At 67.8% G+C, this 17,937-nt stretch carries 12 protein-coding genes; 2 read left to right on the forward strand and 10 right to left on the reverse strand.

The annotated features are described in order from the left end of the window. Positions 1-38 precede the first annotated feature (38 nt). On the reverse strand, positions 39-1,409 hold the full coding sequence (locus AC04PH_RS16695; protein WP_483066972.1) for a phosphohexomutase domain-containing protein: 1,371 nt from the start codon (positions 1,407-1,409) through the stop codon (positions 39-41). 186 nt (positions 1,410-1,595) lie between these two features. Between AC04PH_RS16695 and AC04PH_RS16700 the strand changes: the two genes are divergently transcribed. Beyond that, complete coding sequence (locus AC04PH_RS16700; protein ID WP_483066973.1) at positions 1,596-3,788, forward strand: calcium-binding protein; 2,193 nt, start codon at positions 1,596-1,598, stop codon at positions 3,786-3,788. A gap of 68 nt (positions 3,789-3,856) precedes the next feature. On the opposite strand, the gene AC04PH_RS16705 is transcribed toward AC04PH_RS16700, so the two are convergent. The 3 genes from AC04PH_RS16705 to AC04PH_RS16715 form a co-directional block, all read right to left on the reverse strand. After that, entirely contained in the window at positions 3,857-5,269 is a 1,413-nt protein-coding gene (locus AC04PH_RS16705) for a CAP domain-containing protein (RefSeq protein WP_483066974.1), read from the reverse strand. Between the two features lie 251 nt (positions 5,270-5,520). Beyond that, a complete protein-coding gene (locus tag AC04PH_RS16710; protein WP_483066975.1) occupies positions 5,521-6,579 on the reverse strand; it encodes a ParB/RepB/Spo0J family partition protein in 1,059 nt (352 codons plus the stop codon). A 112-nt stretch (positions 6,580-6,691) separates the two neighbouring features. Further along, positions 6,692-8,074 carry an AAA family ATPase gene (locus AC04PH_RS16715; protein WP_483066976.1) on the reverse strand — a complete coding sequence of 461 codons (1,383 nt, stop codon included), beginning with the start codon at positions 8,072-8,074 and terminating at the stop codon, positions 6,692-6,694. Positions 8,075-8,510: 436 nt separating this feature from the next. Between AC04PH_RS16715 and AC04PH_RS16720 the strand changes: the two genes are divergently transcribed. Continuing rightward, on the forward strand, positions 8,511-9,497 hold the full coding sequence (locus AC04PH_RS16720; RefSeq protein ID WP_483066977.1) for a replication initiator protein A: 987 nt from the start codon (positions 8,511-8,513) through the stop codon (positions 9,495-9,497). Between the two features lie 6 nt (positions 9,498-9,503). Here the strand turns inward: AC04PH_RS16720 and AC04PH_RS16725 are convergent, their stop codons facing one another. The 6 genes from AC04PH_RS16725 to AC04PH_RS16750 all read right to left on the reverse strand — a co-directional run bounded on the left by AC04PH_RS16725 (position 9,504) and on the right by AC04PH_RS16750 (position 17,882). Then, positions 9,504-10,646, reverse strand: a complete 1,143-nt coding sequence (locus AC04PH_RS16725; RefSeq protein ID WP_483066978.1) for a DUF2793 domain-containing protein — start codon at positions 10,644-10,646, stop codon at positions 9,504-9,506. Positions 10,647-10,740: 94 nt separating this feature from the next. Next, entirely contained in the window at positions 10,741-12,327 is a 1,587-nt protein-coding gene (xrtD, locus tag AC04PH_RS16730) for a VPLPA-CTERM-specific exosortase XrtD (RefSeq protein WP_483066979.1), read from the reverse strand. A 190-nt stretch (positions 12,328-12,517) separates the two neighbouring features. Further along, a complete protein-coding gene (locus AC04PH_RS16735; RefSeq protein ID WP_483066980.1) occupies positions 12,518-13,204 on the reverse strand; it encodes a class I SAM-dependent methyltransferase in 687 nt (228 codons plus the stop codon). A 19-nt stretch (positions 13,205-13,223) separates the two neighbouring features. Then, positions 13,224-14,567, reverse strand: a complete 1,344-nt coding sequence (locus AC04PH_RS16740; RefSeq protein WP_483066981.1) for a hypothetical protein — start codon at positions 14,565-14,567, stop codon at positions 13,224-13,226. 105 nt (positions 14,568-14,672) lie between these two features. Continuing rightward, positions 14,673-15,296 carry a polysaccharide biosynthesis/export family protein gene (locus AC04PH_RS16745; RefSeq protein ID WP_483066982.1) on the reverse strand — a complete coding sequence of 208 codons (624 nt, stop codon included), beginning with the start codon at positions 15,294-15,296 and terminating at the stop codon, positions 14,673-14,675. 150 nt (positions 15,297-15,446) lie between these two features. After that, positions 15,447-17,882: a tetratricopeptide repeat protein gene (locus AC04PH_RS16750; RefSeq protein WP_483066983.1), complete on the reverse strand. Its 2,436-nt coding sequence runs from the start codon at positions 17,880-17,882 to the stop codon at positions 15,447-15,449. Positions 17,883-17,937 lie beyond the last annotated feature (55 nt).

Below are 17,937 nucleotides of genomic sequence, written 5' to 3' on the forward strand. Positions count from 1 at the left end.
CGGGGCGACGTGCCAGGCACGGCGCAAAATCTCTGAAATCAGTCTCTAACCAACTGATCGCGTAGAATATCCAGACCCTGCGCCACTGTCTCCGCCGCCCGCTCCCGTGTCGCCGCCTCGCAGTAGAAGCGCATTTCCGGCGCGTTGCCCGAGGGGCGCAGATGCACGATCCGCTCGTCCGCACATGTGATCCGCAGCCCTTCGGTGCGGTCCACGCCCGCCTCCGCCGCGCCGAACCGCGCCAGAAACGCCTCGCGCGCGGCGGTATCGCCGTCCAGTTTCGCAACGAACGCCTGCGACACGTTCGTCGGCACCCCCGCGATCCGGTCGGTCACGGTGAACCGTTGCGGCTGGCCCGCCACCAGCGCGGCCAGCCCCTGCCCTTGCGCCGCGACCAGCGGCACCAGCAGCGGCAGCACCGCCTCGCGGGTCATCAGCGGGGCCAGAGGGCCTGCCGGACCTTGCGCCGCGAACCCCAGCAGGAAGCCCCCGTTCGCCTCGTAGCCCACCACGCGCCCGCCCTCCGCCTGCATCGCGGCGATCACGTAGGGCGAACCGATACGGGTGCGGATCACCCGCGCGAATTGCGTCTCCGCCCCGGTGTTGGACGACACCGGGGTCACCGCCACATCCGCCCCCAGCCAGTTGCCGGTGATCTGCCCCAGCACATCGCCGGGGATCACGGTGCCCGTGGCATCCGTCAGCAGGGGCCGGTCGCCGTCGCCGTCCAGCGACAGGATCGCGTCGAAATCCCCGGATGCGGCCCAGTGCGAGAGGTCCGCGCGCATCGCCTCCGACACGGCCTCGGTATCGACGGGGATGAATGTGTCGGAGCGGCCCAGCTCCGTCACCACCGCCCCGCAGCCGCGCAGCACATCCTGCAACAGGTCGCGCCCGACCGTGGAATGGCTGTAGACCGCCAGCCGCAGCCCGCGCAACGCCGGGCCGAAGGCATCGACGTAGCGCGCCACATAGGCAGCCCCGGCATCGGGATTTACGCTATAATCAGAGTCTAACATTGAGATTTTCCGCCCCAATCTCGCCAGAATCGCCGCCTCGTCCACCTTCGTGATCTCGCCCTGCGGCGTGTAGAACTTCAGCCCGTTGCGGTCGGCGGGGATATGGCTGCCGGTCACCATCACGGCACCCGCCCCCGCCCCCATCGCGGCCAGCGCCAACGCGGGTGTGGGCAAAGCACCGCAATCGACGACGGGCACACCCGCGGCGCGCAGCGCATCCGCCACCATGCCCGCGATGGCCGGTGAGGACGGGCGCAGGTCGCGCCCCAGACAGACCACCCGCCCCACGTCACAGGCGCGCAGATAGGCCTGCGTGTAATCGGCCACCAGAGCGGGGGTGAGATCCGAAACGAGGCCGCGCAGGCCGCTGGTGCCGAATTGCGGGGGCATGGGCGGTCTCCTTGTGCCGGGCGGACCCGGCCAAGTTTAGTCAAAGCCTGCACGAAGTTGAAGCAAAACCGCCGCAAGCTCCGCAGCCCCGCCACATTCGCGCCGCCGCCCCGGCCCCGGGCCCGGTCACAGATGGGCCCAGCCTGACGAGACCTGCCCCTGCCCGACCGGAGCCCGCCCTTTCCCATGACCGCCCTGCGCCTGATCCGCACCGTGACCACGACACTCGATGCGACCATGTCCCGGATCACCGATCTGGCGCTGGGGCCGGGGGGAAACACGCTTTACGGCACCACGCGCCATGACGGGCAGCTCACCGCCTGGACCATTGCGGGCATCCAGCTGACCCAGCTTGACCGCGACACCTTCGGCACAGGCGCGCTGCCCGGTGCGCTGCCGGGGCTGACCTTCGTGGACAAGGGCGGCGTGGGCGCCCTGCTCACCGGGGGGGCCGCAGGCGGCGGCATGGCCCTGCACGGCATCGCCGCCGACGGCAGCATGGGGCCGGGGCAGGCGCTTGGGGCGGCCTCCGGGTTTGCCGGCACGTTGGTCGATCCCACCGGCGTCGCGCTTTCGGGCGGCGGCACGGCGGTGTTCGGCGGCGCGCAGAACGGGGCGGGGCTGGCCACGCTCGTCTTCGACGAACAGGCCGATCTGACACAGACCACGCTGACGCCGGATGCGGGCAATATCGTGGCCCGCGACATCACCGCACTGGCGACCGTCGCGCGCGGCGACACGGCCTATCTCTACACCACATCGGACACCGATCTGGGCGTCACCGGCTGGCGCGTCGCCGCCGACGGCGATCTGCGCTCGCTGCAGACCCTCTATCCGCGCCACGGGCTCTGGATCGACGCGCCCACCGCGATGGAGACCGCGACGATCGGCGACAAGGCTTTCCTCGTGCTCGCCGCCGCCGGCAGCGGGTCGCTCAGCGTGATGGAGATCGCTCCGAACGGGCTGCTGACCGTCACCAGCCATATCCTCGACGATCTGGCGACGCGTTTTGCCGGTGTCACTGCCCTGGCGACGGTGGATCACCACGGGCAGCCCTATGTCGTCGCGGGCGGGTCGGATGACGGGATCAGTGTCTTTTCCCTGCTGCCGAACGGCACCCTGCTGCACCGGGGCAGCATCGCCGATACGCCCGACATGACGCTGGCCAACGTCAGCGCGATCACCGCCCGCAGCGCCGGGACCGGGATCGACATCTTCGTGGCCTCCGCGGCCGAGCCGGGCCTGACTCGCCTGCGCTTCGACACCGGGTCCGCGGGGCAGGTGCAGACGGCCACGGCGGCGGGCGGCCCGCTCGACGGGACGGCGGGTGGCGACATGCTGATCGGCGGGGCCGGAAACGACACGCTCCTGGGCGGCGCGGGTGACGACATCCTGACCGACGGCGCGGGGGTCGACGTGCTGACCGGCGGGCCGGGGGCCGATATCTTCGTTTTCGCAGCGGACGGGCAGGCGGATACGGTCACCGATTTCGCCGTGGGCATCGACCGGGTCGATCTGGCGGGCTGGCCCAACCTGCGCAGCCTCGACCAACTGGTCATGACCCCGACCGCCACGGGGATCGAGATCGCCTATGGCACGGACCATCTGACCCTGCACAGCGCCGACGGGACGACCATCGCCGCACAGGCCCTGTCGGAGACCGACCTGCTGGGGCCCGCGCGGCTGCCGCTGACGGCACAGCCGGGCCATGCCAGTCCGGCCACGCCCGCGCCCGACCTGCCCGACCGCCCCGCCCCGGCCATCACGACACCCGCCGTCACCACCGACCCCGCCCGCAGCGAGATCGTCGGCGACACCCGCGCCAACACGCTGCGCGGGGCGGCGGAGGACGACATCATCTGGGGGCAGGCGGGGGCCGACAAACTCTATGGTGCGGCGGGGGCCGATATGCTGTTCGGCGGGCAGGGCCGCGACCAACTTTACGGCGCGGCGGATGACGATCTGCTCTACGGCGGCGGCGGGCGCGACAGCGGCTGGCAGAGCGTCGACGGCAGGACGGCGGCGGGCAATATCGATCTGCTGTTCGGCGGCGCGGGCCAGGACCAGCTCTGGGGCATGGCCGGGGCCGACCGGCTCGACGGCGGCAACGGCGACGATATGCTGACCGGCGGGGCCGGGCGCGACACCTTCGTGTTTCGCAGCGGACACGACACGGTCACCGATTTCATGGGTGGGCTGGACCGGCTGGCACTGGACGCGGCACTCTGGGACGGGACGTTGACGGCACAGCAGATCGTGGACCGGCACGCCACGGTCCAGCGCGGTACGGTGACGTTCGATTTCGGTGCCGACGATCAACTGGCGCTGACGGGCTACGGCGATCTCGCCGGACTCGCCGGGGCGATCGACATCGTCTAGACCCGCCGTGCACCGGCGCTGCCATGCGCGGGATATACGGGTCTAAACGGACGTTAGATACTGTTTTGCTAGAGAATCGTCAGATCGTTCATCAGCATCGCCAGATCGGTCTGCCCTTCCAGCGTCAGCACGTTGCCGCCGCCGAAGTCGAACACCGCATCGCCGCCGTCGATCCGGCCCATGGCGATCACCTCTGCCACGGTTGCGCCGTCCAGCCCCAGCGTCATGGCGTTGAGTTCCACCGTATCGACGTTATCGGCGAAATCGGTGACGGTATCGCGGCCGGCGGTGAACACGAATGTATCGCGCCCACCGCCGCCGGTCAGGACATCGTTACCAAGGCCACCGTTCAACACGTCGTATCCCGATTGTCCGATCAGACGGTCGTCGCCCGCCTCGCCCATCAACCGGTCTGAATTTCCTGCGGCGCCCGCAGCGTCCAGATCGCCCCAGCGCGCGTCACGCCCGGTGCCGCCGCGCAGCAGATCGTCGCCGTTGCCGCCGAACAGGTCGTCGTCGCCGCGCCCGCCCAGCAGGTCGTCACTGCCGCCGAAGCCGCGCAGGGCGTTGTTGCCGGCATTGCCGATCAGGGCGTTGTCATCGCCGTTGCCGCCCAGATCGAGGTCGGCGCTGCCCAGCAGGCGCGCATCCGCGACACCCGAAATCAGCGTGGCACTGGCCGAGAGCGCCAGATAGCTGCTGCCGTCACCTTGGGTCACGAGGTCGATCTTCACATTCTCGTCGGCGGCATCGACCCGCACACGGGCCAGCTGTGTGCCGCCCTCGCCCAGTTCCACGATCAGGCTGTGATTGCCGTCGACGGCCAGGCTGTAGCCCCCGGCGGCGGCCGTGGTCACGCCCGCGCCCTCGGCCCGGATCCAGACGCCATCCGTACCTTCGCCGATCCCGTAAAAGCCGTTGCCGTCAGTGTCGTCATAGGCCACGCCGGTCACGAAGAGCCCGGTGCCGGTGGCGGCGTAGTTCAGGGTGAGCATGGAGGAATTGTAGGTCTGCCCCTGATGGGTGAAGTCGCCTGCAACCTGGGCCACGCCGATCTCGCGGACGTTTTCGGAGAACGTGTTCACCCGGTGCCCGGCGCTGCGGTAAAGCCCCTCGTGATGTTCGGTGATCGCCTCTTCAAGGTCCTGGGTGCCGGTGGTCCCGGTCCAGGCAAGGTTTTCGCGCCAGGCCCAAGCCCCGGTGAAATTATAGCCCGCATCGCTGATCCGCCCGCCCGGGGTCGAACCGTTCGCACCGGTATGATCGAAAGTGTCGGTCGCCAGCATCCAGGTCGCGTGACCCTGTGCCGCCTGCTCGAGGATCGTGCTGGGGGCCACGGGCTGCAGCGCCATCTCCTTGATCACCGTGCCCGACAGGCCGGCATTCAGCCCCAGCCCGTAGCGCGCCGCCTCGGTCAGCGGGTCAAGCCGGGCCCGGTTGATCAGTTCGATCAGATATTGTTCTGCAGCGGTCAGCGCCATGTGATCTCTCTTTCATGCCTGCACCCGCCCCCCAGGTGGTTGTCCTGCACTCCATAAATCGAAGCCTCATAACAGCCGGTAAACATGGGCTGACCCGCGTCGCCTGCATGGCGGAAATCGGGCAATGGCGGGGGTGGCGGGAAACAGATTGTTTCGCATGCGAAAGGGATTATGTTCACAAAATACAAAAGGGCCGCCTGCGATCTGTCACAGGCGGCCCCTTGTTTTTCAGGCTCTCGGCGTTCCGGCGATCAGTTCCTTGCCAGCCAGTCGCGCAGCCGCCTGCGGAAACCGGCATCGTCCATCCGCGCGCCCTGCAAGGTGATCCGTCCCGACTGCCCCATGGTCAGCACGATCCCGTTGGGCAGGGTTTCCGGCGCGGGTCCCGCAGCGGCGCGCGGCGTCTGCGGGGCGGGGGTCGTGGGGGCAGGAGTCGCGGACGCGGATGATGCCGTGTCCGCCGGCGCGGGCGCGAGGATGCCGTCGATCACCGCCAGTTCGGTTTCGGCGCTTTGCGCATCGGCCCGGGCCAGCGCGCCGATCAGGCGGGCGCGCGCGGTCTCGTCCGCCTCCAGCGCCTGCGCCAGCGCCAGCCCGTTACGCTCGGTCAGGGCGGTGGGAAAGCGCAGGTGATCGTCGAGCGCGCGCACGATCCGCAGGAACGACCCGATCTTGGACCGTTTCGGTGCGGAGGCCGCATGGAACAGGGCCGCCAGCGCCACCCGGTCACGCTTGTAGACACCGCGATCCACCGCCCGCGCCACGATCCGGGCGCGTTCGTAATAGGACAGGCCAACGCGAACCTCGTTCTCCTCGACCATCGCCTGATAGGCCTCCGCCGCATCGGCGGGGGTGCGGATAATGGCAAGGACAGTGTCTATATCGGGGTTTTCGTCGTGCAACCGGCGCAAGGCGGTCAGCCGCCGCCAGCCGGAAATCAGCCCGTAGCGGCCATCTTCCAGCGCCGTCACCTCGATCGCCGTCTGCTGGCCCCGGGCCTTGAGGCTCTCCATCAGCGCCTGCATCTCGTCGGCGTCGGCTGTCATCCGGTCGCGCACCAGATAGGTGGCGTCGACGGCGTCGAGCGGCAGGCGCTGGATCAGCCGCCCCTCGGCACGGGCGTCCGACAGGGTCTGGGCGACCTCGGTCAGGGCGGCGGAGGCGGAAGCGTCATGCGCCACATCGGCGATCGGCGGGCGCGGGCGGAACAGCTGCCCCGGCGGGGCGGCCTCCATGGATTTGGTCTCCAGCGGCGGCGCGTCCGGTTTCGGGTCCAGACGGGCGGGGGTCAGGCGTTTGCGTTTGGCCATGGGGCAGGCTCCTTTGTTGCGGGGCGCCATCCTGCCGCCTGATGCGTAAGCGATGCGTCACACCACCGTACGGTGCGGTTTCGCACGCGAAACGGATTATGTTCAGTTATGGTCATTCCGCCGCCTGTTGCGCGGCCAACTCATCGCGTCGCCATGTCCCCAGCAGCAGGGTCTTGAAGGCGGCGTAGGTCGCGTCGAAGGTCTCGCGGCCCCGGGCATAGGTCTCGCGGTTGAAATCGCGGTAATCGGCCTCGTAGATGCCCTGCACCTGCTCGCCCGCCTGCCCGATCAGCGCCGTGAAATCCTGCCGGTGCGGGCTGAGGGTGCGGCCGAGATAGGCCTGCATCAGGGCCGCGAGTTCCGCCTGCTGGCTGCCGTCATAACGCGTGACGACGGCGCGCACCGCGTCCCACTGGAACGCCATCTCGGGGCGGCCAAGCGCGCGGGCGGCGAGGTTCTCGCCCTCCTCGATGCTGGAGAAGGTGGTGTGCAGCATGTCGAAGAACCGGCCCGTGCTGTCGAATTCCAGAAAGGAGGCGCCGACGGGCACCAGCAGGATGTCGGCGGCGGCCAGCCCATTGATCGTGAGATAGCCCAGGGCAGGGGGGGTATCGACGAAAATGAGATCGTACTGATCCAGCACGCCGTCGGCATCGAGCACGTCCGTCAGCGCATCCCAAAGCTTCCAGCCGCGCCCCTGCATGCGCCAGACCGGCACCTGGAATTCCGCCCAGTAGAGGTTCAGCTGCGCGCCGATCAGGTCGATGTTGGGCCAGTGGGTGGGTTGGATCAGATCCTGTGCCTTGACGGCGAGCGCCTCTGTCAGCGTGTCGTCGAGCGGGATCGGCGCATCGCCCCGGTCGATCCGGCGCTGGTTGTCGTGGCGCAGGTGGGCGGCGTAGTGGCGGGCGAGCAGCGGGAAGACGGTTTTCCACTCGTCGGGCACCGTGCCGCCGAAAACGGAGGTCATCGAGGCCTGGGAGTCGAGGTCGATCACCAGCACCTTGTAGCCGTCCAAGGCTGCCGACATCGCCAGATGGGCCGCGGTGGAGGTCTTGCCCACACCGCCCTTGAAGTTGGCGACGGCGACCATCTTCGCAGGCAGGCCCGCGGGGCGGTAGGGCTGGTATTCCTTGGCCTTGGAGCCCTGGCTGCCGAAGAAGGCGCGCAGTTTCAGCACCTCGTCCAGCGTGAACCACTTTGCGCCGGTCTCCGTCTCGCTCATCCCCTGCGGCAGATCGGGGTTCTGCTTCAGCACGCGGCGGAAATGGGCCTGCGCCACGGGGATCAGGTAGCGGGTGATCTCCCATGTGGAAAACTTGCGCAACGTGCGCCGCCCGTCTTCGGACAGGCCACGGCCCGCCAGATCGTCACGCCCCGCCTCGCAGGCGCGCGCGATGCTGGCGAACCCGTTCGTCGATGTGGGTGCGTCGAGGCCCGCAAGAGCCTCGTCGGGGTTGATCCGGAAATACGGAGGAAGATCGGTGCTGCTCATGTATCGCCTCTTGATGTGCGCTGTTTTGATACGGATACCACAAAACGGCGCACATGAAAGAAAAGGTTGATCATTCCTTCTCTTTTCTCAGTAAATCGACGGTTTTGACGGGAAATCTGGCTCAAGTGTGGGCGCAAAGGAAAAAAAAGGGAAGTTAGAATCTGTTAGTTGAACGTTATGGCGTGACGGGTTTTTGACAAATCCCTGTGGAAACAGCGCAAAAGGCGATTCCGAAACACCGATGCGACTCTGAAACCCCGATAGGGCGATTCCGATACCCCAAAGCGGTGACTCCGATCCCCCGATGCGTGGCGCACAGAATCGTGGACAGGAACCTGTGGATAACTTTAGGGTGTCACTGAAACCCCGAAACGAGGGTTGGCGGTATCCGGGCGACGAACGATCCGAACGGCCGAGGCAAGAAGGCAGGTATCAGATGGCGGCAGTCAGCCCGGCGGGGATGCGCGATTTTTTCGTTTGCGATTTTTTCGACGCGAGCCCGAAGGCGGATCTGGGATCGCTGGAACATCCGATGTTCTCGCTCTCCACCCGGCCCGACCGGACGATCCGGCATTACGATCACAAGGGCACGACGATTACCGTGACGCCGAGCGTGCGGGGCCGGGCCACGATCCACGACAAGGACATCCTGATCTATTGCATCAGCCAGTTGATGGCGGCGGTGAACGCAGGAAAGACGATCAGCCGCCGCCTGACGCTGACCGCCCATGACCTGCTGCTCGCCACGCGGCGCGATACGGGCGGCGACAGCTACACCCGGTTGCGCGAGGCCTTCGAGCGGCTGGCGGGCACGCGTATCACCACCAATATCGTGACCGGCGAGGAGGAGACCACCAGCGGTTTCGGCCTGATCGAGGCCTGGGAGATCGTGCGCAAGTCCCGTGGGGGCCGTATGGTCAGCGTGGCCGTTACATTGTCCGACTGGCTGTTCCGGGCGGTGACGGCGAAATCGGTGCTGACGCTGTCACGCGATTATTTCACCCTGCGCAAACCGCTGGAACGCCGCGTCTATGAGCTGGCGCGCAAGCACTGCGGCCAGCAGCGCGAATGGCGGGTGACCGTGGCCACGCTGCACACCAAGGCGGGGTCGGACGCGCCGTTGCGCGTGTTCCGCGCCGCCGTGCGCCGGATGATCCAGGGCGACAACCTGCCCGACTATGCGCTGGAGGAAGAGGTGGGCGACGTGATCCGCGTGCACGCCAGGCGGCTGGTGGAGGACGAACCGGGCCTGCCCGCCTTTGCCGCAGAGACGCTGGCGCGCGCGAAAGACATGGCGCCCGGTTTCGACATCTACGCGCTGGAGGCCGAATGGCGCGCCTTCTGGATGCAGGCGGGGCGGCAAAAGCTGACCAGCCCGGACAAGGCGTTTCTGGGCTGGCTGCGGGGCCGGGTGACGCGCTGAGGCCGATCAGGAGGCCGGCATCGCCACATCCAGCATGCCCGCGATATAGGCATAGCGCGTGGCGGTCAGGGTCGCCGTGGGCGTTGCGCGCAGGGCGACGAGGAAATACCCGTCCTCGGCCATCGTATGGGACAGCGCGTGCGTGCTGCGCTGGGTGGCCGTACCGCCGGTCCAGCCGATGGCGGGGGCCAGATCGAGGACGGTCTGGGTGGTGGCCGCATCGCTGGACCAGCCGCTGCCCCAGGGGCCGTGCTGCACCAGCAGGCACAGATCGAGGTCCGTGACCTCCGCATCGCTGAGGCTGCCGGTCAGGCTGAAGCCGCGCAACTGTGTTCCGGCTGTCAGGAAGATGCCCTTGCAGCGGTAATCGACGGCGGGTGCCGTGCCGGTGCCAAGGTTCTGCACCGCGTTGAAAGATCCGCTGTTGGAACTGGGCGCGGTCCAGCGGTGATCGGTGTAAAGGTAATGCCGGTAGCGGTATTGCAGATGCTGGCGGCTGAGGCTCGCGGGCATGGTGACCGCCCCGCTGGCGGCGTCGATGCGCAGCGCCTCGGTGAAACCGGCACCGTCGGTGCTGACCTTCACGCTGAGATCGTCATTGCCCGCCAGCCCGATTTCCGCGCGCCCCGAAAACCCGGTCTGGTAGAGCAGGCTGGCGGTATCGGCCGCACCGGCCTTGTTGAGCTTGAGCTGGTGGCCGGCACCTGCGTGGCTGAACAGCGTGGCATCGGCAGTCACCGCCAGCCGGTTGGTGGCATCCGAGGCGGTGCCGATGCCCACACCGGGCAGGTTGTCGAGCACCGGGGTCTGCGCGGCCGAGACCCAGTCTGTCCCGTCATAGACCCGTATCACCCCCGGGTTGACGCCCCAGGCGCGCCAGCCCGCCACCGGTGTCACGAACAGCCAGCCGCCGCTGCGGAAACTGGCCAGCTGTCCGGCATGCCCGTCCCAGACGCCCGTCGGAGCCGCCCCCAGCGCCCATGTCTCGCCCTCCAGCGGCGATGTGGCGGGGGTGTCGGCGTCGAAATCCAGTACGGTCAGCTGCACGATCAGGTCGAGCCGCTCGATCGCCTCGTTATGGGTCACATGCTTTTGCGCCTGGGCGGGCTGGATATAGGGCAGGTCGAGGTGGGTGGAGTTCTGGGACATCGGTGCAGGCCTTCCGCATGAGGGGATGGCGCGCAGGATGTGAGCGACAGGGTGAAGGAGAGGTGAGCCGGGGGTGCGGTGGGGCGTGCAACGGCTATTCGGGGATGAACCGCGGCAGGGCGGGCAGCATCTCACCCATGAATGCCTGCATCCGGGCGTCGGCCTGCGCCTCCGTCTCGCCGTCGAGAATGGGCGTGACGAAGCGCACGATGGCGCCGTCGGTGCGGCCCAGCATCAGCGCGTCATAGACCACGGTGACCTTGGCGGCATAGTCGTTCGTCATGCGCCGGCCGCGCTGTTCGAACCAGTAATAGACCAGCTGGCGGCTCAGTCCCTTCTGGATCACCGCGCGGTTGAGGGTGAAATCGCCATAGACAGTGTCTGGAAAGCTGACCTGCGTGGGGGAAATGCCGAAGACCTCCCAGCCGCCGACGGGCAGGCAGACCTCGGGGCTATGGATGCCCGCCCCTTCGGTCTGGCGGTCGTAATAGGCGGAAAAGACGTTCACCGTGGCCGCACTGCCGGGGGCGGCATAGGTCGCGTTGATGTAGTCGGAGGCGGCGAGGACCTGTTCGACCGCAGGCTCCAGCGGCACCACCGTCGCCGACCACTCCCCGATCCGGCGCGGGAAGAGCGCGAAGGCGTCACGGTCGGGCACCACGCGGTCGGGCGCGGGGGTGAGGATGAAAGCGGCGGTGAGGGCGGTGCTGAGCATCGTGGCCGCGATCAGGCCGGGGGCTGCGGCCATGCGGGTGACGCGCGCCGCCTGCGCACCCAGCCCGTCGAAGTCGAGGTCGATCACGTCGCGCAGGGGCAGGGGGTTTCGGGTCAGGCGTTGCAGCGCCACGGCAGTCGCAAACAGGATGCCGATGCAGGCGCCGAAGATCACCCAGCCCTCGAACCAGTGCAGGAAGCCCTCGGCCTGCCCGATGCCGTAGCTGTCGACCAGCACGCCGATCATGCCGATGCGGAAGGCGTTCATGAAGATCGTGAGCGGCGCCGCCATGACGAAGAGGAGCGCCTTGTGCCAGAACGGGCCGCGATAAAGGATCGCGTAGAGATAGGAGAACGACAGGATCGGGAAGAGGTAGCGCAGGCCCGAACAGGCCTCGGCGACCTGCAGTTTGTAGACGCCGAGGTCGATCACGTTGCCTTCGAGGAAGACGGGGATGTCGGCCAGGCGGATGAACCAGACGCCGAGTTCGGAGGAAATCAGCTGCAGAAAGATCGTGAGCTGCCAGTAGACGAATTGCGGCAGCGGCAGCATGAACACCAGATGCAGCACCGGCGCCCAGTGGCGGCGGCCCCGGTGCCAGCCGAACCCGGTGAGGGTGACGCCGCCGACCCAGAGGATCAGCGCATAGGTCACCACGTCGGGGATGCGGATCAGGTTGCCGAAAATACCGAGCGCCAGCGCCAGGCCGATCAGCACGATGCCGGGGATGCGGTTGACGGGGCGGTCGCAGGCCGCCGCATGGCGCAATTCGCGCAGGAAGAGGTAGAGCGAAATGAGCGGGATCAGCGGGCCGTGGCTGTATTCGGGGGTGAGCCAGGCCGCCCCCAGCGATTGCAGGCCCAGCCAGAAGACGGGCAGGGCGGCGGCGGTGAGCAGGACAAGCCAGACCAGCCCCGCGCGCGGCAGGGGGAGGGTGCGTGCGTATGTGGTCAGCCCCGTCGTCATGGGGGTGTTTATGGTGAACAATCCGGGCGAAATTTGGGCGATTGTTGCGCGAATATAAGGGATTGCGCCGCGCGGTGCACGTCGCCGGAACGGGGGCGCTGCCCCCGCACCCCCGAGGTATTTCAGACCAAAAGAAGGGGACAGGCGCGCCTTGGATATGGCAGCGAATGGCTTGTATCAGACACTGTTTTCAGCGGTAATCCCGATAGACCACCAGCGATTTGGTCAGCAGCGCGAATTTTTCGGATTCCTGCACACCGTCGGGCAGCAGGTGGCGCAAGAGCCTGCGCGACACGATGCGGGTGTGGTCGATGCGGGTCATGGCACCCGCGAAATCGGTCTTGCGGGCGAAACCGACGTTGACGCGGGCATGCAGCCAGAGCCGGCAGGGTTCGGGCAGCCAGTGAAAGAAGGGCACGCCGTAATGCGGCTCCAGCGGGAACCAGAAATTCGGGGTCTGCAGGTAATAGGCGCGGCCCACCCGGGCGGTTTCCGCCGCCAGCCCCGCCATGTCGCGGTAGAGCCCGACGTGTTCGATCACCGAATTGGAATGGGTGAGATCAAACGACCCGTCGGCATATTCGGGCATATCGGTGCCGTCGCCCACGACGGTGACGATTTCGATGCCGATATCCTCGGCGCTTTCCTTGCCCACGTCCTCTTCGGTGTTCAGGATCGTGATCACGATCCGGTCGTGGTAGGATGCATCCAGCAGTTTCCAGTACTCCCGCCGGCCGCCGATATCGAGGATCGTGGCCTTTTCGCCGGGAGATTTGGCGGCGAGGATCTGGTCGAGCAGCGCCTCTACCCATTTGAAGCGCGCGCGGCGCATGCGGTAGCGGATCGAGGTGGGGTCGGTCGCGTCAGGGCGTTTCATTTGGCGGTATTTTCCAGTGTCAGTGCCGCAGATCGAAGCTGCGGCGCAGGGTGAGCGAGACCGCGGTGCTGTCGGCGTCATCCACGCCCGTCACCTGACGCTGGCTGTAGGTGGCGTTGGCATCCACCGCCCAGTCGGGGGTCAGATCGTGGGTATAGGTCACGCCGATGCTGGCCAGCGCGGTGCTGGCATCGGTGATCAGCGTGGTGCTGTCGGCGTAATCCACATCGAGGCTGATCCGGCCCAGATCGCTGAGCGCATATGTGGCCCCCAGCGACAGCGAGGTCACGACCTCCTCGGTATCGTCGCTGTCCACGCCCAGGCGACGTTCGATACGGGCGTTGAGTTCGCCGTTGGGCAGGTCATGCTTGGCCAGAAAATAACCGGTGCCGAGGATATCCTCGGTCGCGGCGCGGGCCATGCCCAGTCCCAGCGTGTAGGAGGAATTGGGCAGGTTGATCTCGCGTGCGAGCAGCACACCGGCCTGGGTGCCGGTGCGCCCGTCGACCACGCGGATGTCGGCGCCATAGCTGCCGTCGGGCCGGTCGATCCGCAGGCCGGCATCGAGACCATAGCGGTCACGCGCGATGATCGCATTGTCGATATGGGTGTAATGCAGCCCCAGCGTGGCGCGCATCACCGGGCTGATGTCGAAACGGGCCGTGGCGCGCGCGGTGGCGCGGGTGGTGTCGGTCAGGTTGGGGTTCGTGGTGTCGTGATAGGAGAGATCCGAGACGTCGAGGGCGAATTTCAGCCCGAAGGGCGCGTCGTCGCGCAGCGACAGTTTCGCGCCGAAACTGAGCGCGTCGCGGGTGCCGCCACCGGCCAGATCGTCGAAATCAGACACTAACGTGGGGTCTCCGGTGGCATCGGTGAAATCGGTGAGCGGGTTGATCCGGTCCAGATCGCTGCGCATGAAGGCGGCGCGGATGTCGAAGCGCCCGCTGGCGGCGAAACGGCTGTAGGACAGGGCGATGCGCGGATCGACGGAGCCCATGGCCACGCCGCCGGTGTCCGGCCTCGACGACAGGCGCAGGGTGCCCGACAGATCGAGATCGAACAGCTCGGTCCGGGTTTCGGAATGCAGGTTATAGCCCAGCCGGGTCTGGCCCAGATAGACGGTGCCGTCGGGATCGGGCTTCAGCGCGGGGTTGGTATCGGCCCCGATCCGCTGCGCGAGGTCGATCCGGCTGGTCATGCCGCCGCGCTCCACGGCCACGTCGGAGCCTGGCCCGCGGGCGCGGGCATTGGACAGATCCGCCGCGCGGTCCTGCGCCAGCACGGCCGGGGACAGGGCGGCACCGAGGGCCGCCAGCAGGGCGCAGATCGCACGCGGAGAGGTTATGACCACCCGAAGCCTCATTTGTCCGTCCGGCTTGTGAAACGCGCCGGGCGCCCCGAACGGGACGCCGACGCTGCCGGATCTTGTCAGGCAGTATAGGGAGGTTTGCCGGTTTTGGGCGGGGCTTTATTCAAAAAGCCGGCGCTGCGGCACAACGATCACATCGCCCGCGGCAAGCTGGATCATGCCGTCGCTCGACAGGCCCTGTTCGATGGCGTCGTAGTCGATGGCGAAGATGTTCTGGGTGCCGTCGGCCTCCATCCGGCGCAGCTGCACCCGGCCGGTGGCGGCGAAGCGGGTGAAGCCGCCCATCTGCGCGAAGACCTGCAGCACGGTGGAGCCGGGCGGGATCGTCAGCTTGCCGGGGTTGCCGACCTCGCCCATCACGAAGATGTCCACGGTGGGATCGGGTTCGGCCACGGCGGGGGCCGCGGGGCGGCGCTCGGCCAGCCGTTCGACGGCGACGAAGACGTTGGGGGTGTTGCGGAAGTTGGGAGCGAGTTTCGCCGTCAACTCCTGCTGGACAGCCTCGATCGAGCGGCCCGAGGCGCGGATCGGCCCGGCCAGCGGGATCGAGATGCGCCCGTCGGGCGAGACGAGGGCGGAGCGGTTGAGCGACTGATCCTCGATCACCTCGATGCGCAGCACGTCGCCGGCACGTATGTTGTAGCTTTGCTGCGCGTTCAGCGCGCCGGCCATGAACTGCGCCAGCGTCAGCACGATAAGGGTGTAAAGAACCGAGAATTTCATGTCAGCCTCCGACAGAACCGATGGGTATCTGCCGCTTAATCTGACGGGGTATTATGGCCCGATTGCGGCGCAATCAGGGACAATGATGGCGCGGGCGCGGTGTTGTTGCGGCTTTGGAAACAATCGCGGGGGTGCCCTTCGGCAGGGCCGTCACCCCTCGCCGCCCAGTGTCGCCAGCGTCGCGCGTGCTGTGTCGAACTGCGGCAAGTCGCTTTCGCCCGCCAGCGTCAACGCACGGGCGAGCGCCGCGCGCGCCTGCGGCTTTTCGCCCAGTCCCGCATAGGTCATGCCAAGGTGGAACTGCACCAGCGGGTCCTCTGGCAGGCCCTGGGCCGCCGGGCGCAGATAGGTCAGCGCCTGCGCGTAGTCGCCGCGCCGCGCCGCAATCCAGCCATAGGTGTCCTGGAACGCCGGCACATCCATGCCGCGCAGCCGTCGTGCGATGGTGAAGGCGCGCGCCAGGCTCGCGTCGTCGTCGCGGTGCGTGGCGATCAGGCTGGCCAGATTGTTGGCCACGATCAGGTTGCCGCTGTCGGTGGCGTAAAGGTCTTCGTAGATCGCGATCGCCGCGTCGATTTCGCCGCCCTGTTCCAGCGCACCGGCCTTGATCCACATCAGCGTGGCGGAGACCGGATCGGCGGCGAGCCCCGCATCGACCGCGGCCAAGGCGTCAGCGGCGCGGCCCTGCAGGTCGAGCAGGGTGTAAAGCTGGCGGGTGGCGGCCTCTGTCGCGGGGTCGCTGTCCAGCACCGCGCGGAACGTGACCTCGGCGCGGTCGTAATCGCCGGTGATCATGTCGAGCGAGCCCGACAGCAGCCGCAGCGGGATCGCGGTGGCGTCGCGCGCCAGCGCCGCGTCGAGAAAGCCGCGCGCCTCTGCCGTCTTACCGCTGCGGATATGGGCCAGCACGATGGTGACGGTGCTGCGCTGCTGGTCGTCCATGCCGGCAAGCTGGGATTGCAGCAGTGCCAGGCTGTCCTCGGTCCGGTTCTGGCCCAGCAGGATTTCCGCCTCCAGTGCGGTGGCCATGCCACGGGCGCGGTCGCCGCCGAAGCGGTCCAGATCGCCCAGCAGATCGCGCGCCCGGCTCCAGTCGCGCTGACCCAGCCACAGATCGGCCAGCCGCGCGATCACCTCCAGATGGCCCGGATGCGCGCGGCGGGTGTCCAGCAGCACGGTCTCGGCGGCCTGGGTGCGCCCGTCCTGCAGCAGGAACTGCACGTAGCGCAGGGCCACGTCGGGGGCGTTGCCGGAGACATCGACCGCCAGCGCCAGCCGCTCGCCGGCAAGCTCCGGGCTGCCGGCCCGGGTGTGGGCCGCGGCCATCAGGGTCATGATCTCCGCATCGCGGGGCGACTGGTTGAGCGCGGTGCGCAGCACGGTGATCGCGCGGTCGGGGTCGTCGTCCGCGATCAGCCAGCCCGCCTGCATCTTGAGTGCGGGTACATGGGAGCTGTCGGCGGCGAGGATCGCGGCCACCTCGGCCCGGGCGGCCTCGTCTTGCCCGGTGCGGTCGAACATATCGGCCAGCATGACCCGGATCTGCAGGGTCTGCGGGTCTGCGGCATCGGCGGCCCCGGCGATGATCGCCTGCAGGGTCTCTGTGGCCCCTGCGGTCTTGCCGGCCTCGTAATCCAGACTGGCCTGCATCGCGCGGTAAAGATCGGCCTGCGGTGCGCCCGCCGTGGCGGCGACCAGGCGGTCGAGTTCACCCCGCGCCGCCGCATCGCCGCGTGCCTGTGCCAGAAACTGCACCACGGTCACATGACCCGCGGTCGGGCCGGTCGCGTCACCGGCCAGCTGCCGCAGCAGCGCCTCTGCGGCGTCGAAATCCTGCTGGCTCAGATACCAGCTGACCAGACTGGCGCGGACTTCCGGATTGTCGGGAAAGAGGTCGAACATGGTCTTCAGCTGGGCGATCCCGGCCTCTGCATCGGTCTCGGCCAGCAGCCGCAGCTTGATCACGTGGAATTCGAGCGCATCGGGGGCCGTGGCGAGGGCCGCCTCCAGATGCGGCAAGGCATCGGCGGGCGCGTCCGACCGGGTCGCGGCGTCGATCGCGATGCGCCGGGCGGTCAGGTTGGCGGGGGCCGCGTCCAGCACGGCACGGGCCTGGGCCACGGCGGCCTGCGCGCCGGTGTCGTCCAGATCGGCCATGGCGGCGCGATAGGCGATGGCGGCCCCCACCGCGCGGGCGCGCGGGTCTCCGGGGGCGATCTCCAGTGCCGCCTGCCCGTGGCGGCGCACCTCGGCCCAGTCGCCGCGGGTCACGGCGATCTCGGCCAGCGTCAGCCGCGCGGGCAGGTCATCCGGGTATTGTTCGATCAGGCGCAGATACTGGGCATAGGCCTCGTCGACCATGCCGCGGTCCAGCTGGGTCTGCGCATAGGTCTCGCGGGCATCGCGGTGAAAGCCGTCGTATGTGAACACGTTGCGGAATTCGACCAGCGCGCGCTCCGTATCGCCCGCCTCCAGCAGGGCCAGACCGGACTGATAGAAGCCTTCGGCCTTTTCCTCGGCGGTCTGACAGGCCGCGAAAGCCAGAAATGCGCTCAGCGCCAGACCGGCGCGGATGGAATGGGTCATGTCTCTGCCTGCACTGCTTGCGGGGCTTGGCGCCCGCTTGATCGGGGTCTTGATA

The organism is Yoonia sp. KMU-150, assembly GCF_056858355.1.

Bases quoted from the DNA above. Each gene is read 5' to 3' on its own strand.
- AC04PH_RS16705 (WP_483066974.1), bottom strand. From the start codon at position 5,269: ATGGCGCTGACCGCTGCAGAACAATATCTGATCGAACTGATCAACCGG.
- AC04PH_RS16720 (WP_483066977.1), top strand. From the start codon at position 8,511: ATGGCGGCAGTCAGCCCGGCGGGGATGCGCGATTTTTTCGTTTGCGAT.
- AC04PH_RS16715 (WP_483066976.1), bottom strand. From the start codon at position 8,074: ATGAGCAGCACCGATCTTCCTCCGTATTTCCGGATCAACCCCGACGAG.
- AC04PH_RS16710 (WP_483066975.1), bottom strand. From the start codon at position 6,579: ATGGCCAAACGCAAACGCCTGACCCCCGCCCGTCTGGACCCGAAACCG.
- AC04PH_RS16735 (WP_483066980.1), bottom strand. From the start codon at position 13,204: ATGAAACGCCCTGACGCGACCGACCCCACCTCGATCCGCTACCGCATG.
- xrtD (WP_483066979.1), bottom strand. From the start codon at position 12,327: ATGACGACGGGGCTGACCACATACGCACGCACCCTCCCCCTGCCGCGC.
- AC04PH_RS16740 (WP_483066981.1), bottom strand. From the start codon at position 14,567: ATGAGGCTTCGGGTGGTCATAACCTCTCCGCGTGCGATCTGCGCCCTG.
- AC04PH_RS16725 (WP_483066978.1), bottom strand. From the start codon at position 10,646: ATGTCCCAGAACTCCACCCACCTCGACCTGCCCTATATCCAGCCCGCC.
- AC04PH_RS16695 (WP_483066972.1), bottom strand. From the start codon at position 1,409: ATGCCCCCGCAATTCGGCACCAGCGGCCTGCGCGGCCTCGTTTCGGAT.
- AC04PH_RS16750 (WP_483066983.1), bottom strand. From the start codon at position 17,882: ATGACCCATTCCATCCGCGCCGGTCTGGCGCTGAGCGCATTTCTGGCT.
- AC04PH_RS16745 (WP_483066982.1), bottom strand. From the start codon at position 15,296: ATGAAATTCTCGGTTCTTTACACCCTTATCGTGCTGACGCTGGCGCAG.
- AC04PH_RS16700 (WP_483066973.1), top strand. From the start codon at position 1,596: ATGACCGCCCTGCGCCTGATCCGCACCGTGACCACGACACTCGATGCG.